Annotated in this window: 11 protein-coding genes and 1 pseudogene; 8 read left to right on the forward strand and 4 right to left on the reverse strand. The window is 63.9% G+C overall.

Annotated elements, in window-relative coordinates; genetic code table 11:
* Positions 1 to 64 precede the first annotated feature (64 nt).
* From JOZ76_RS34125 to JOZ76_RS34160, 8 genes are read left to right on the forward strand one after another with little or no spacing between them, the layout of a single operon-like run.
* A complete protein-coding gene (locus tag JOZ76_RS34125) occupies positions 65 to 1,177 on the forward strand; it encodes an NAD-dependent epimerase/dehydratase family protein (protein WP_291705779.1) in 1,113 nt (370 codons plus the stop codon).
* A complete protein-coding gene (locus JOZ76_RS34130; RefSeq protein ID WP_441300151.1) occupies positions 1,174 to 2,244 on the forward strand; it encodes an NAD-dependent epimerase/dehydratase family protein in 1,071 nt (356 codons plus the stop codon). Before JOZ76_RS34125 ends, JOZ76_RS34130 begins: the two co-directional genes overlap by 4 nt.
* On the forward strand, positions 2,241 to 3,521 hold the full coding sequence (locus JOZ76_RS34135) for a TIGR04295 family B12-binding domain-containing radical SAM protein (protein ID WP_291705780.1): 1,281 nt from the start codon (positions 2,241 to 2,243) through the stop codon (positions 3,519 to 3,521). Before JOZ76_RS34130 ends, JOZ76_RS34135 begins: the two co-directional genes overlap by 4 nt.
* Complete coding sequence (locus tag JOZ76_RS34140) at positions 3,521 to 4,636, forward strand: glycosyltransferase family 4 protein (RefSeq protein WP_291705781.1); 1,116 nt, start codon at positions 3,521 to 3,523, stop codon at positions 4,634 to 4,636. The genes JOZ76_RS34135 and JOZ76_RS34140 overlap by 1 nt, the downstream gene beginning before the upstream one ends.
* Positions 4,633 to 5,763 carry a CgeB family protein gene (locus tag JOZ76_RS34145; RefSeq protein WP_291705782.1) on the forward strand — a complete coding sequence of 377 codons (1,131 nt, stop codon included), beginning with the start codon at positions 4,633 to 4,635 and terminating at the stop codon, positions 5,761 to 5,763. The genes JOZ76_RS34140 and JOZ76_RS34145 overlap by 4 nt, the downstream gene beginning before the upstream one ends.
* Entirely contained in the window at positions 5,760 to 6,845 is a 1,086-nt protein-coding gene (locus JOZ76_RS34150) for a CgeB family protein (RefSeq protein WP_291705783.1), read from the forward strand. Before JOZ76_RS34145 ends, JOZ76_RS34150 begins: the two co-directional genes overlap by 4 nt.
* Positions 6,842 to 7,975 carry a CgeB family protein gene (locus JOZ76_RS34155; protein ID WP_291705784.1) on the forward strand — a complete coding sequence of 378 codons (1,134 nt, stop codon included), beginning with the start codon at positions 6,842 to 6,844 and terminating at the stop codon, positions 7,973 to 7,975. The genes JOZ76_RS34150 and JOZ76_RS34155 overlap by 4 nt, the downstream gene beginning before the upstream one ends.
* A complete protein-coding gene (locus tag JOZ76_RS34160) occupies positions 7,972 to 9,045 on the forward strand; it encodes a UDP-glucuronic acid decarboxylase family protein (RefSeq protein WP_291705785.1) in 1,074 nt (357 codons plus the stop codon). Before JOZ76_RS34155 ends, JOZ76_RS34160 begins: the two co-directional genes overlap by 4 nt.
* 109 nt (positions 9,046 to 9,154) lie before the next feature.
* Here the strand turns inward: JOZ76_RS34160 and JOZ76_RS34165 are convergent.
* The 4 genes and pseudogenes from JOZ76_RS34165 to JOZ76_RS34180 all read right to left on the reverse strand — a co-directional run bounded on the left by JOZ76_RS34165 (position 9,155) and on the right by JOZ76_RS34180 (position 12,835).
* Positions 9,155 to 10,014: pseudogene (locus JOZ76_RS34165) on the reverse strand (SDR family oxidoreductase).
* Positions 10,015 to 10,070: 56 nt separating this feature from the next.
* On the reverse strand, positions 10,071 to 10,505 hold the full coding sequence (locus tag JOZ76_RS34170) for a CBS domain-containing protein (protein WP_291705786.1): 435 nt from the start codon (positions 10,503 to 10,505) through the stop codon (positions 10,071 to 10,073).
* 92 nt (positions 10,506 to 10,597) lie between these two features.
* Positions 10,598 to 10,759, reverse strand: a complete 162-nt coding sequence (locus JOZ76_RS34175; RefSeq protein ID WP_291705787.1) for a hypothetical protein — start codon at positions 10,757 to 10,759, stop codon at positions 10,598 to 10,600.
* Between the two features lie 150 nt (positions 10,760 to 10,909).
* Positions 10,910 to 12,835 carry an alpha-amylase family glycosyl hydrolase gene (locus tag JOZ76_RS34180; RefSeq protein WP_291705788.1) on the reverse strand — a complete coding sequence of 642 codons (1,926 nt, stop codon included), beginning with the start codon at positions 12,833 to 12,835 and terminating at the stop codon, positions 10,910 to 10,912.
* Positions 12,836 to 13,202: the final 367 nt, after the last annotated feature.

Raw genomic sequence — 13,202 nt, forward strand, 5'->3', positions numbered from 1 at the left:
GAACGCTTTGGCTTCAGACACCGGCGGCAGCTGACCGCCGCAGCGTGGGAAGGAGAGCCGGCGAATGAAACGGGTTCTGATTACGGGAGGTGCCGGATTTATCGGCTCGCATGCGGCAGACGTCCTGCTCGCCGCGGGTTACGAGGTCAGGCTGCTCGACAATCTCTCTCCGCAAGTTCACGGATCCTACCGTCGGCGTCCCTCCTATCTGAACGCTGATGCGGAACTGATCGTCGGCGACGTCACCGACGCGTTCGCGGTGGAGCGTTCGCTGCGCGGCGTCGACATGCTGATCCATCTTGCCGCCGCCGTCGGCGTTGGCCAGAGCATGTACGAAATCGCATCCTATGTCAGGACCAACGAGCTTGGGACCGCGGTGCTGCTGCAGGTGCTGGCGAAGCATCCCGTCGAACGCCTCGTGGTTGCCTCCTCGATGAGCGTGTACGGCGAAGGATCCTGCCGCGGTGCGGACGGCACGATGCTGTCGCCGGACGAGCGCTCGGCTGGCCAGTTGAAACGGGCCGAATGGGAACTGCTCGATGCCGATGGACGCGCCCTGGAGCCGGTGCCGACGGCCGAAACCAAGCCGCCTTCGCTGAGCTCGATCTATGCGCTGAACAAATTCGCGCAGGAGCGGATGTGCCTGATCACCGGCAAAGCCTACGGCATTCCGACCGTCGGCTTGCGCTTTTTCAATGTATTTGGGCCGCGTCAGGCGCTGTCAAATCCCTACACCGGCGTGCTGGCGATCTTCGCCGCGCGCCTTCTCAACGCCCGCTCGCCGCTGGTGTTCGAGGACGGGCTGCAACGGCGCGACTTCGTCCATGTCCGCGACGTGGCACGTGCCTGCCTGCTTGCACTCGAGACGCACCACACTGGCGACGTCTACAACGTCGGTTCGGGCCAAAGCCGCTCGATCTTGTCCGTCGCGCATGATCTTGCGCGGGTCATGGGCTGTCCGGCGATCACCCCGACCATTACGGGAAAATACCGCGCCGGCGACATCCGCCACTGCTTCGCGGATCTCGGCAAGAGCCGCGCCCGTCTCGGCTTCGCGCCACAAGTCACGTTCGAGGACGGCCTCGATGAGCTCGCCGGCTATCTGGCCGATCAGATCGCCGACGACCAGGCGGAAAGGGCGAGTGACGAACTGATGCGCAGGGGACTGGTTGCATGATGATGGCAAACCCAGACAGCAGGCCGATCCTGATCACCGGCGGATGCGGCTTCATCGGCTGCAATCTTGCGGACCGGCTCGCCGCGCGCGGCGATCGCATCATCGTGCTCGACAATCTCGCGCGTGCCGGCATCCGGGACAATGCGCAGTGGCTGAAATCGCGGCACCGCGATCGTGTCGACATCATGGTTGGCGACGTCCGCGATCCGATCACCGTGATCGACAGCGTTCGCGACGTCCGGGCCGCGCTGCATCTGGCGGGCCAGGTTGCGGTCACCGACAGCCTCGAAGACCCACTCGGCGATTTCGAGATCAACGCGCGCGGTACCATCAACGTGCTGGAAGCGGTTCGGCTGCACAACCGCACGGCGCCTGTGCTTTTCGCATCCACCAACAAGGTCTACGGCCGCCTGCTGGAAAATTCGTCGATCGAACGCGTGGGCTGCCGCTACGCCCCGCGGAGCCCCGCACTTGCAAACGGCGTGTCCGAGGCCACGCCACTCGATTTTTACAGCCCCTATGGCTGTTCAAAGGGAGCGGCGGATCAATATGTCCGCGATTATGCGCGGGTCTTCGGGTTGCGGACGGCGGTGCTGCGCATGAGCTGCATCTACGGCCCCAGGCAGTTCGGCACCGAGGATCAGGGCTGGATCGCGCATTTCCTGCTTTCGGCGTTGCGGGGCGAGCCACTTACGATATTTGGCGACGGCTGCCAGGTTCGCGACGCCCTCCATGTCAGCGATGCCGCGGAGGCCTGGATCACCGTTCTCGACAATATCGAGCGCGCCGCGGGCTGCGTGTTCAATCTCGGCGGCGGTCCTTCGAATGCGGTCAGCCTGCTCGAACTGATCGACCACATCTCGGAGCTTTGCGGCATCCATGTCCGGCACAGTTTCGCCGATTGGCGGCCCGGCGATCAGCCCTGGTATGTCAGCGACACCAGCGCGCTGTCCGCCGCCTTCGGCTGGAAGCCCCGGACCGTCCTGCGCGACGGGCTCGGCTCGCTGCACCAGTGGCTCGAAAGCCGCTTTGGACTGTCGCTCGGGAAACGCGAGGCGCTCGCATGACGCGTGTTGCCCTGATCAATCCGAACTGGAAGTTCGACGGCAGCATTTATTTCGGATGCCGCTCGCCCCATCTGCCCCTGGAGCTCGGCATAACTCAGCATCATCTTGCGCAGGCCGGCCACCCGACACTGCTGCTGGACGCCCACATGTTCGATCTCGCTCTTTCCGACGTCGAGGCCGAACTGCGCGCTTTCCGCCCCGACCTCGTCGTGGTGACGACCGCGCCCACCTATCTGTTCTGGCGCTGCGCACCACCCGAGCTGCGCGTCCCGCAGCAGCTTGCCCATGCGCTAGGTGGCCTCGCGACGCTCATCGCCGTCGGCCCGCACGGGTCGACGACACCCCGGACCGCGCTGAGAAAGCTCGCGGCCGACATCGTCGTGATGGGCGAGTGCGAACATGCGCTGCTGCGCATTGCCAACGGCGAACGCGAATTCGCCGGCCTTGCCTGGCGCGATGGCGAGGCAATCCGTGTCACTGGTGGTCCGCAAGCCGTCGATTTCGCCGCTCAGCCGCCACTGGTCTGGCCGGCGGAGATGATCCGCCGTCACCATCATCACCATCACCGGTTCGAAGCCGAGCCGGTCGGTCCGGGTGCGGAGGTCGAGGCGTCGCGCGGCTGTCCCTACAGCTGCACCTTTTGCGCGAAAGAGAATTTTCGCAACCATTATCGCAAGCGTCCCGTCGATTCGATCCTCCAGGAAGTCGATAGCCTGCGTCGCCAGCAGGTCGAATATATCTATTTCGTCGACGAGATTTTTCTGCCGAACACGGAGTTGCTCGAGGGACTGACCTCGCGCGGGCTCAAATTCGGCATTCAGACCCGGATCGACCTGTGGAAGCCGGCCATGCTGGAACTGCTCGGCCGCGCCGGCTGCGTCTCGATCGAAGCCGGCGTCGAGAGCCTGACGCCGGAGGGACGGGCGGCGCTTGCCAAGAACTGCAGGATGAGCACCGACGCACTTGCCGACCGCCTCGTCGAAGCGCGCCGCCACGTTCCGTTCGTGCAGGCCAACCTGATCGAGATGCCGCAGGATGACGATCCCTCCGTGCAGCGATGGCGGGCCCGGATGCAGGACGCCGGCGTCTGGGCCAACGATCCGGTCCCGCTGTTTCCCTATCCGGGTTCGCCTGATTACCGAAAGCTCTGGGGCGAGCCCGACGACTTCGCCTGGGAACGGGCTCATCATCATTACCTTTCGATGTTCGACCAGTTCAGCGACGTGCAGGAAGGACGTCCGATGCCGTTGAACGCCTTGGAACTGCAGGTCGCCTGATGAAGCATCTGTTCGACATGAAGATCCTCATGACGGCCGATGCGGTGGGCGGGGTGTGGACCTACGCGACCACGCTCTGTTCGGCGCTCGCGGAAAACGGCGCGGACGTCTATTTGGTCACGCTCGGACCGAAGCCACGCGCCGATCAGCGGACCGCGCTTGGCGATTCCGGGGTGAAGCTGATCGAGACCGATCTCGCGCTCGAATGGCAGGATCCCGACGGCAACGACCTGCCTGCGGCACGACGCTGTCTTGCCGATCTCGAGCGCCGGATTCGGCCTGACATCGTCCATCTCAACAGCTTTCGCGAGGCGAATTTCGAATGGCAGGCGTCCGTTGTCCTCGCGGCCCATTCCTGCGTGAACTCCTGGGCGCGGGCCTGCGATGACACCGATTGGCTCTGCGATCCGCAATGGCAGCACTACACACGGTTGGCCGTGCAAGGGCTGAACAGCGCGCGAGTCTGGGTCTCCCCTACCGCCGCTTTTCGCGATGTGGTTCATGAGATCTATCGGCCTGCCACGCCGGGTCACGTGGTCTGGAACGGCATCGGTCCGTCCGCTCCTTCCTTGCCGGAGAAGTCGGCCTTCATCCTCGCTGCGGGACGGATGTGGGACGCGGCCAAGAACCTTCGGACGCTGGCCGAGGCCGCACGCGAGCTCGCCTGGCCCGTGCTCGTCGCCGGACCCGGCGCGATCGAGGAGCCGGTGGGCGGGGTCCTATTGGGAAATCTGACGCGCACCGAGCTGCAAAAGCGTATGCAGCGTGCAGCAGTTTTCGCAAGCCCCGCCTTGTACGAGCCGTTTGGATTGTCCGTGCTCGAGGCCGCAGCCGCGGGCTGCGCACTGGTGCTGTCCGAGATCGCGACCTTTCGCGAGCTGTGGACCGGCGCCGCCATATTCGTTGATCCGACCGATCGTGGCGCGCTGCATGATGCGCTCGCCGAGATGTGCGCCGACGATCGGCGACGCGCACAATTGCAGCGTGCCGCCCGCGAACGCTCGCATCGCTACTCCATTGCGCGCATGGTCGATGCGTATGCGACCATCTACCAGGACCTGCTCGCCTCCGGTCAGGCTGCGTCCCACCCCCTTGCCGCCGAGGTCTGTGCATGAGGTGCGTGTTGTTCTATCATGCGTTTACGTCCTGCTGGAACAACGGCAATGCGCATTTCCTGCGCGGCGTCGCGCGCGAGCTGCATGCCCTCGGCCACGACGTCATCGTCTATGAACCGGCCGACGGATGGAGCCGCCTGAACGCGATCCAGGACGGCGGCACGGAGGTGCTCGCCCAAGTGCCGCAGCTCTTTCCCGGCATCGATATCAGAGCATATGACGGCTCGCTCGATCTCGACGAAGCCCTCGATGCCGCCGATCTGGTCGTGGTCCATGAGTGGAATTCGCCAGATCTCGTCCGGCGAATCGGCCGCCGGCGCACGCAGGGCGGCAGTTTTGCACTGCTCTTTCACGACACCCACCATCGCGCCATCACCGCGCCCGAACAAGTCGAACAGTTCGATCTGGATGGCTTCGATGGCGTGCTCGCCTTCGGCGAGGTGTTGCGACTGATCTATCTTCGGATGGGATGGGCGAACAGGGCCTTCACGTGGCACGAGGCGGCGGACACGAAATTGTACCATCCACTGCCGCGGATCGAGCGCCAGCACGACGTCGTCTGGATTGGAAATTGGGGGGACGGCGAGCGCGGCGCGGAGCTGGTCGACTATCTCATCAATCCGACCGTTGCGCTCGGCCTGCAGACCCGGATCTATGGTGTCCGCTACCCTCTGGTCGCCCTGCGCACCATCGCAGCCGCAAACATCCAATTCGGCGGATGGCTGCCGGCGCACCTCGCGCCGGAGGCATTTGCCGCGGCCCGCGCAACAGTCCATGTTCCCCGCGCCCCCTATGCCCGCGCGCTGCCCGGGATTCCCACGATCCGGCTGTTCGAGGCGATGGCTTGCGGAATCCCGCTGGTTTCCGCTCCATGGGACGACGTCGAAGAATTGTTTCCGCCCGGCAGCTATCTGCGCGCGGCCGATCCGGCGCAGATGACGCGCGCATTGCAACTGCTGCGCGACGATCCGGAACTGGCGTCCGCGACTGCCGAAGCCGGATTGCAAACCGTATTGACACACCACACCTGCGCCCACCGCGTGCTGGAGCTTCTCGATATCGTCGAGCAGATCCGGGGCGTGCGACTGAGCGCAACACAGGCCGAATATGAGGGAGCGGCGTCATGAAGATCTGCTTCTTCGGCTCGAGCCTGGTCTCCTCCTACTGGAACGGCGCTGCCACCTACTATCGCGGCCTGCTCAAGGAGATCGCTGCGCTCGGCCACGACATCACGTTCTATGAACCCGACGCCTTCGAACGGCAGGCGCATCGCGACATCGCCGATCCCTCGTGGGCCAGGGTCGTGGTCTATCCGGCCACCGACGCCGGCTGGCAAAGCGCGCTGGAGAACGCCGCGCGATCCGCTGATATCCTGGTCAAGGCGAGCGGCGTCGGCGTGTTCGATACCGAGCTGGAAAAGGCCGTGGCCGTGGGCTCGAAGGCGATCCGGATCTTTTGGGACGTGGATGCCCCGGCGACACTCGACGCTATCGCTGCCAATCCGCGTCATCATCTGCGTCAATGCTTGCCTCACTACGACATTGTCCTGACCTATGGCGGCGGCGAGCCGGTCGCCTCGGCCTATCGGACCGCCGGCGCCCGCGACTGCATCCCGATCTACAACGCGCTCGATCCGGCGACACATTTTCCCGTGCCGCCGCAGGCGCGGTTCACCTGCGACCTCAGCCTGCTCGCCAATCGCCTGCCCGACCGCGAAGCGCGGATCGACCGCTTTTTCATGGCGGTCGCAGAACGCCGCCCTTCGAAAGCTTTCGTGCTCGGCGGCTCCGGCTGGGAGACCAAGCCAATGCCGTTCAACATCCGCGCAGCGGGTCACGTGGGAACGGCGGATCATAACGCCTTCTTTGCCTCCGCGCTCGCCACCCTGAATGTCAATCGCGACAGCATGGCGAGGTTTGGCTTCTCACCGCCGACGCGGATTTTTGAAGCGGTCGGCGCGGGAGCCTGCGTGATCACCGACGCGTGGGACGGCATCGCGCATTTTCTCGACCCGGGCGACGAGGTCCTGGTGGCGTCGGACGGAGCCGAAGTCGCTGACCTGCTCGATCATCTCAACACCGAGCGCGCGCGCGAGATCGCTCGGCGCGCGCGGCGCCGGATCCTGGCCCGCCACACCTATCATCACCGCGCCCTTCAATTTCAAAACCTGCTCACCGGCATGAGCATGAGAACAGAGGCTGCCGAATGAAACTCAGCGTCGTCGTCATCGGACTCTCGGTCACCTCCTCCTGGGGCAATGGCCACGCCGCGACCTACCGCGCCCTGCTCGCAGCACTCGCGCGGCGCGGCCACAGCGTCACGTTCCTCGAACGCGACGCGCCGTGGTACCGCGATCATCGCGATCTGACCGAGCCGCAGGGCTGGAACGTAAAACTCTATCACTCGCTTGCGGACCTGCCGCGGCTGTTCGGATCCCTGATCCGCGATGCCAATCTGGTCATGATCGGCTCCTACGTGCCCGATGGCATCGCCATTGCCGATTGGGTGACGAGCCACGCGCAGGGCGTCACCGCATTTTACGACATCGACACGCCCGTCACACTGACCGGCCTCGATCAGGGAGGGATTGAGTACATTTCGGCCGCGCTGATTCCTCGCTTCGATCTGTACCTTTCGTTCGCAGGTGGCCCGGTGCCCGGGATCATCGAGGATGTCTATGGCAGTCCACTGGCGCGCGCGCTCTATTGCAGCGCCGATCTGGAACCCGTTACGCAGCGGCCCCGTGAGACCAGATGGTCGCTGGGCTATCTCGGCACCTATAGCGAAGATCGTCAGCCGCAATTGCAGAAGCTCCTGCTCGATCCGGCGCGGGCGCTCGGGGCGGACCGATTTGTCGTTGCGGGGTCGAAATATCCCGAGGACCTGGTTTGGCCGGCCAATGTGGAACGCATCGAGCATCTGGCGCCGTCCGATCATGCGCGGTTTTACGCGGACCAGCGATACACGCTGAACGTCACGCGCGCCGACATGCGGGCGCTGGGATTTTCTCCCAGCGTGCGCTTGTTCGAAGCTGCCGCATGCGGCACACCGATCATCTCGGACCGTTGGCCCGGCATCGAAACCATCCTCGAACCCTCGACCGAAATGCTGCTCGCCTCCGGTCCCGACGAGGTCATCCAGATCCTAAGCGACCTGCCCGAGGACAGACGGCTCTCGATCGCGGACAACGCACGCCGGCGGATCGCGCGCGATCACACGCCCGGTCATCGTGCGCAGCAACTGGAGACCCATTATCTCGAAGCGATCGCCAGGCGTCGCAGCACCACACGAAAACAATCGACGAGCCACGCAATCTTTGCGACCGAGATGTCCTCATGACGGTACAATTTTCCATCGCCCACGCGCGCTCCGGCCGGCCGGTCCACCGCAATCTCATCACTGGAGGCGCCGGCTTCATCGGCTCGCATCTGTGCGATCTGCTGCTGCAGCGAGGCGACGCCGTCATCTGCGCCGACAACCTTTCGACCAGCTCGATGCGCAATGTCCGGCCGCTGCTCAACCATCCGAATTTTCAGTTCATCGAGCACGACATCCGCCAGCCGCTGCACATCGATGGCAGCATCGACCGTATCTACAATCTCGCCTGTCCGGCTTCCCCGAGACACTACCAGCGCGATCCGATCGGCACGATGAAAACCAACGTGCTTGGCGCACTGAATCTGCTCGAACTCTCCCGCAAAAAGTCCTGCCGGTTTCTGCAAGCCTCGACCAGCGAGGTCTATGGCGATCCGGAAATCCACCCGCAGCCCGAATCCTATGCCGGCAGCGTCAGCACGACCGGGCCGCGCGCCTGCTATGACGAAGGCAAGCGCGCCGCCGAGACGCTGATCTTCGACTATCGCCGCGTCTACGGACTGGAGGTGAAGGTCGCGCGCATCTTCAACACCTATGGGCCGCGCATGCTCGAGGATGACGGCCGCGTCGTTTCCAATTTCATCGTTCAGGCCTTGCACGGCCGGCCGATCACGATCTACGGAACCGGCAAGCAGACCAGAAGCTTCTGCTTCGTCGATGACCTGGTCCGCGGCCTGGAAAAGCTGATGGAATCGCCACCTGCGGTCACGGGCCCGTTCAATCTCGGCAATCCGCATGAAATCACCATCGAAGCCATTGCACGCGAGGTGCTGGCCTGCACCAATTCGCTCTCGCGGCTCCAATTCAAGCCGCTGCCGCAGGATGATCCGAAACGGCGCAAGCCGGTGATCGCGGCGGCCGAGCAATGGCTCGGATGGCGCCCCCGCGTCACGCTCAAGGACGGGCTGGCGGCGACGGTCGCCTATTTCACGCTTCGCATGGCCGACCGCGCGGCTTCCGCACCCAGCGGTGGCAGCACACGAAAGGTCCGACGATTTTCGCCGAATCCACTCAATCTCGCACACGAAAGATAGCCACAGGACATTCAAGATGCGCATTGCGGTGATCGGCTAGCGACGAAGTCGAATACCTGATGCGCAGCCTGCGGCCACAGCTCGACTGCGATGTTGCCTCCAATCCGGGTCAAATGAACGGCTTGCCGCCGGTGACGGCAACCGTGGTCCCCGACGTGTAGCTCGAAAGCGGATCGGCGAGCATCACATAAGCGGTTGCGAGTTCGACCGGTTGGCCGGCCCGTTTCATCGGGACCTGCGTTCCGAAATTCTTGACGGCCTGTTCCGGCATCGTCGAGGGAATGAGCGGCGTCCATATCGGCCCTGGCGCGACGGCATTGGCGCGGATGCCCTTGTCGGCTAGCATCTGCGCAAGCCCTCCGGTGAAATTCTGGATCGCGCCCTTGGTCGTGGCATAGGCCAGCAATATGGGATTGGGCATGTCGGAATTCACCGAGGCGGTGTTGATGATGGCGCTGCCCGGCTTCATGTGAGGTACCGCCGCCTTGGTCAGTAGAACATCGCATGGATGTTCGTCCGGAAGGTCGCCTCCCATTCCTCGTCGCTGATGTCTGTGATCTCCTTGAAGGTCGCCTGATGCGCGGCATTGTTCACCAGAATGTCGACCCCGCCGAGTTCGTCGACCGCACGTTGAACGACCGCGCGACAATGATCCGGATCCTGCAGATCACCGGGGACCAGGACCACCTTGCGGCCTTCCTGCTCGATCAGTTCCTCGACTTCGCTGGCATCCTCGTTCTCGTTCAGATAGGCGATCAGGATGTCTGCGCCTTCGCGCGCGTACGCGATTGCGACCGCCCGCCCGATCCCGCTGTCGCCGCCGGTGATGATCGCCTTCTTGCCGCTCAGCCGGCCCGATCCCCTGTAAGTTGTCTCGCCGTGATCCGGGCGCGGATTCATTTTTGAGGTCGAGCCGGGCATCGGTTGAGTCTGGCCCGGAAATGGCGGTTTCGGAAATTCATTTTGCATCTCGACCTCCACCGGTCGCAGTCTGATTCTGTTTGCGCCATGCGGCGCTTCACTGTTCAGCGCCCCTGCGTATGCTGGCCTCCGGGCCGCGAAATCTCGTGCAGCGAGGCTGCGGTCGCATCGCCGGCCTGGCTGCGCGCGATGTCGCCCAGCGAGATGATGCCGACCAGCCGCTTCTGGCGATTGAGCACCGGCAGCCGCCTCACCTGAATGTCGCCCATGTTCCAGGATACCTGCTCGAGTTCCTCGTCATCAAAGCAGTACTTTACGTCCTCCGTCATGACTTCGCCGATCCTGGTGTCCGGCCCGCGGCCATTGCCGACCGCGCGGATGGCGATGTCCCGATCCGAAATCATTCCGACCAGACGGTCACCCTGGGCAACCGGTAGCAGCCCGACATCGAGCTCGGCCATCGCTTCCGCGGCGTCCCTCACCGTGTCCTCCGGCGTGCAAAGTTGAACGACGCCCGTCATCGCATCAGCAACCTTCATCGCAATCCTCCACTTTCGACCAGTTCCGCCTTCAACCGCGTTCGCCCTTCAACCGCGAGGCAAGTCCGGAAACCACCGCGCTCGACGGCGCTTCAATGCGTGTCCGATTCATGCCACTTCTCGAGGTCGGGCTTTGGCGCGCCCTTCGGACTCTGTTCCTTCTCGACCGGCTTCTTCCAAGGCTCGTCGGTCTGCCTGAAGTTGCGCTTGTCCGATCGCTCGCGCGGATCCTCATTCGGTTTCTCCCGGCTCATGGCCAGCCTCCTTTCGCCCCGTCGTTTCTCACGTTGCGTCCATCAACCGCTCGCTCCATGGCTCCGTTCCTCTACGTCCTAGCGGTTTCGTAACGGCCGGCGAACCCCTGCCTGTTCCCTGTGGCGGAACAGGAAAGGTCCCACAGTTCGTCATCCTGCCTTCAAGATGCGGACGCTCCGCGCCGCAATGGCAATGCCTGAACCCTCCGGGCGGACTTCTTCCCCGTTCAGCAAATCGACGAATGTCCTCGCCTGCGTCGACCCGGCAGCATCGCCCCCCAGCGCCACAACAGCCGGCTTCGCGCCATAGTTCAGGATCACCAGAATGCTGTCAGATGGTTTTTTGCCCGGTCTGACATAGGCAAGTACGTTCTGCTCCGGTGCGACATCGAGCAGGCGGATATCGCGCGATCGCAAGGCGGGGTGGTCGCGCCGCAGCGCGATCAACCGCTGGTACCAGCCGCGCAGGTGGTCAACGTCTTCCCACATGATCGGCCCAAAGCCCTTGTATGGCTCATAGGCTGCGCCGATTTCTTCTCCGGTGTACAGGCAGGGAATTCCCGGCAGCGTAAGCAGCATGGCCGCGGCGATGCGCGTCCGATCAAGGCCGTAGCGCGAACGGAAACGCGGCCCGGTATCATTGTTTTCGAGGAAGCGGAAGACGAGAGCCGCGGAAGTTGAGGTCTCGATCGCGGAACGCAGCTCGCGCGCCGTATTCGCTTCGTCATCGAATGGCTTTTGCCAGGCCCATTCGCCAAGCTTGTCGGTCCAGTCGTAGGCGGCATCAAACCCGTGCCGGCCGTAATAGCGATCGCGCGCGGACGCCTCTGCGAGCAGCAGCAGATCGGGTTTGATGCGCTTCAATTCGGCGCGCCAGCGTGGCCAGAACTCCGGCGCGCGCTGCCTCGGCCCCCAGGCAGCATCAACCCGAAAACCGTCCACATCGAATTCTCGGACCCAGTAGGCAAAGCCTTCGATGACGAAGCGCTGCACCTCCGGATTGGCATAATTCAGGTTCGCGAGATTGATCCAATCAAAGTAATGTTCGGCATGTCCGCCCCGGTCGCGGGCAAAGAAGTCGAAATAGGGCGAGGCGCGGCCGTGCGCGACGGTGTCGGTGAAATAGGCGTTTCGATCCGACAGATGGTTCGGCACGAAATCGAAAATCACGCGCAGGCCGCGCGCATGGGCGGCCTTTATCAGGTCGTGGAGGTCCGCTTCGCTTCCAAGGCTGGGTCGCAGGCGGAAATAGTCGGTCACGGCATAGCCGAAATCGCCGGGCGGGCTTGCCATCAGCGGCGAGAGCCAGAGGGTGGTCACGCCGAGATCGGAGAGCTGATCGAGCCGCGCTGTCACGTCGGCGAGACCGCGCGATCCGAACAGCTGTGGAATGACGCCATAGACCACGGCGCGATCGATCCAGCCGGCATGGTCGTGTTCGCGATCGACGCCACGCAGCACGTGATCCTGCGAGCGAAGCAGGACGGTACTTTCATCGGTGCGGCCGACAGCGTCGGTGACGTCGAGTGTCACCTTGTACTCCCCGTCCGGTACGGACCCTGACAGAGCCAGGCGCGGACCGCGCGCCGGCAGCCCGGCGAGCGCCACGGGAGTGCCGTCACCTGTCCGCCATTCATAGCGGGTGATCGTGGCGGGACGCACCGGCGCCGGCGCGCTCCGATGCGCATCCAGGGTCAGGCCGGCGCCGCGCTGAGAAATGCGGATCGATGCCGTCGGTGCATTGCGGAGCCGCACCTGCCAGTTCTGCCGCGCCTCGCCACGCACGACGTCACGCGCCCGGCATTCGGCCCTGATCTGATTGTTGCCCGGCTGCAGCGCGAGCCGGGCGCGAACATATCTCCTTCCCGCGCGCAGGACATGGGTCGCGATCGGCGAGCTGATGGCGACATGGTCGCAGCGGCGCGCCGGAACGGCGACATCGACGGACTTGGCAAAGCTCCACGCGTCTCCGCCGCGGGTCCCGAACGCGACCGGGGCCTCATTCGCGAAGAGGCTGCTCGCAACCAGCAGAATCGCGCCGAGCACGCCGGCGCGCAGCAAATTCGAGGAGCCCATGGTCGATGCCTGGGTGATGCAGCCAGCTAAAGTTAGCCGGTTCGCGCGGAACCGGCGTGGAAATTTGCCGTCGCGACAGTGCGAACCTAGCGTCCGCGCGTCATTTCCGCTCAGCCCATGAATGAGCACGAATGCGCAGCCGCCGATATTCTCGCGGCGCAATCTGCGCCCGAGTGATGGGTCATGCATGTCCCTCTCGACTGAGAGGGCGCAGGGAATGCCCCATAGGCGTTAAGATAGCACGGGCATCGATTGATATCGACGTTTTCGTGGAGGCTCGTAGAGATGCCTGCGGAGTGTCCGTTTGCAGTGACGCAAGCAGCGGATGGTTGGCTGTGGGATAATTGCCTGTCGCAACGATGCCACG

This window comes from Bradyrhizobium sp. (assembly GCF_019244115.1).
GTDB lineage: Bacteria > Pseudomonadota > Alphaproteobacteria > Rhizobiales > Xanthobacteraceae > Bradyrhizobium.

Excerpts from the sequence above, each read along its gene's own strand:
- JOZ76_RS34140 (WP_291705781.1), top strand. The coding sequence starts at position 3,521 with ATGAAGCATCTGTTCGACATGAAGATCCTCATGACGGCCGATGCGGTG.
- JOZ76_RS34155 (WP_291705784.1), top strand. The coding sequence starts at position 6,842 with ATGAAACTCAGCGTCGTCGTCATCGGACTCTCGGTCACCTCCTCCTGG.
- JOZ76_RS34175 (WP_291705787.1), bottom strand. The coding sequence starts at position 10,759 with ATGAGCCGGGAGAAACCGAATGAGGATCCGCGCGAGCGATCGGACAAG.
- JOZ76_RS34130 (WP_441300151.1), top strand. The coding sequence starts at position 1,174 with ATGATGATGGCAAACCCAGACAGCAGGCCGATCCTGATCACCGGCGGA.
- JOZ76_RS34145 (WP_291705782.1), top strand. The coding sequence starts at position 4,633 with ATGAGGTGCGTGTTGTTCTATCATGCGTTTACGTCCTGCTGGAACAAC.
- JOZ76_RS34150 (WP_291705783.1), top strand. The coding sequence starts at position 5,760 with ATGAAGATCTGCTTCTTCGGCTCGAGCCTGGTCTCCTCCTACTGGAAC.
- JOZ76_RS34180 (WP_291705788.1), bottom strand. The coding sequence starts at position 12,835 with ATGGGCTCCTCGAATTTGCTGCGCGCCGGCGTGCTCGGCGCGATTCTG.
- JOZ76_RS34125 (WP_291705779.1), top strand. The coding sequence starts at position 65 with ATGAAACGGGTTCTGATTACGGGAGGTGCCGGATTTATCGGCTCGCAT.
- JOZ76_RS34135 (WP_291705780.1), top strand. The coding sequence starts at position 2,241 with ATGACGCGTGTTGCCCTGATCAATCCGAACTGGAAGTTCGACGGCAGC.
- JOZ76_RS34160 (WP_291705785.1), top strand. The coding sequence starts at position 7,972 with ATGACGGTACAATTTTCCATCGCCCACGCGCGCTCCGGCCGGCCGGTC.
- JOZ76_RS34170 (WP_291705786.1), bottom strand. The coding sequence starts at position 10,505 with ATGAAGGTTGCTGATGCGATGACGGGCGTCGTTCAACTTTGCACGCCG.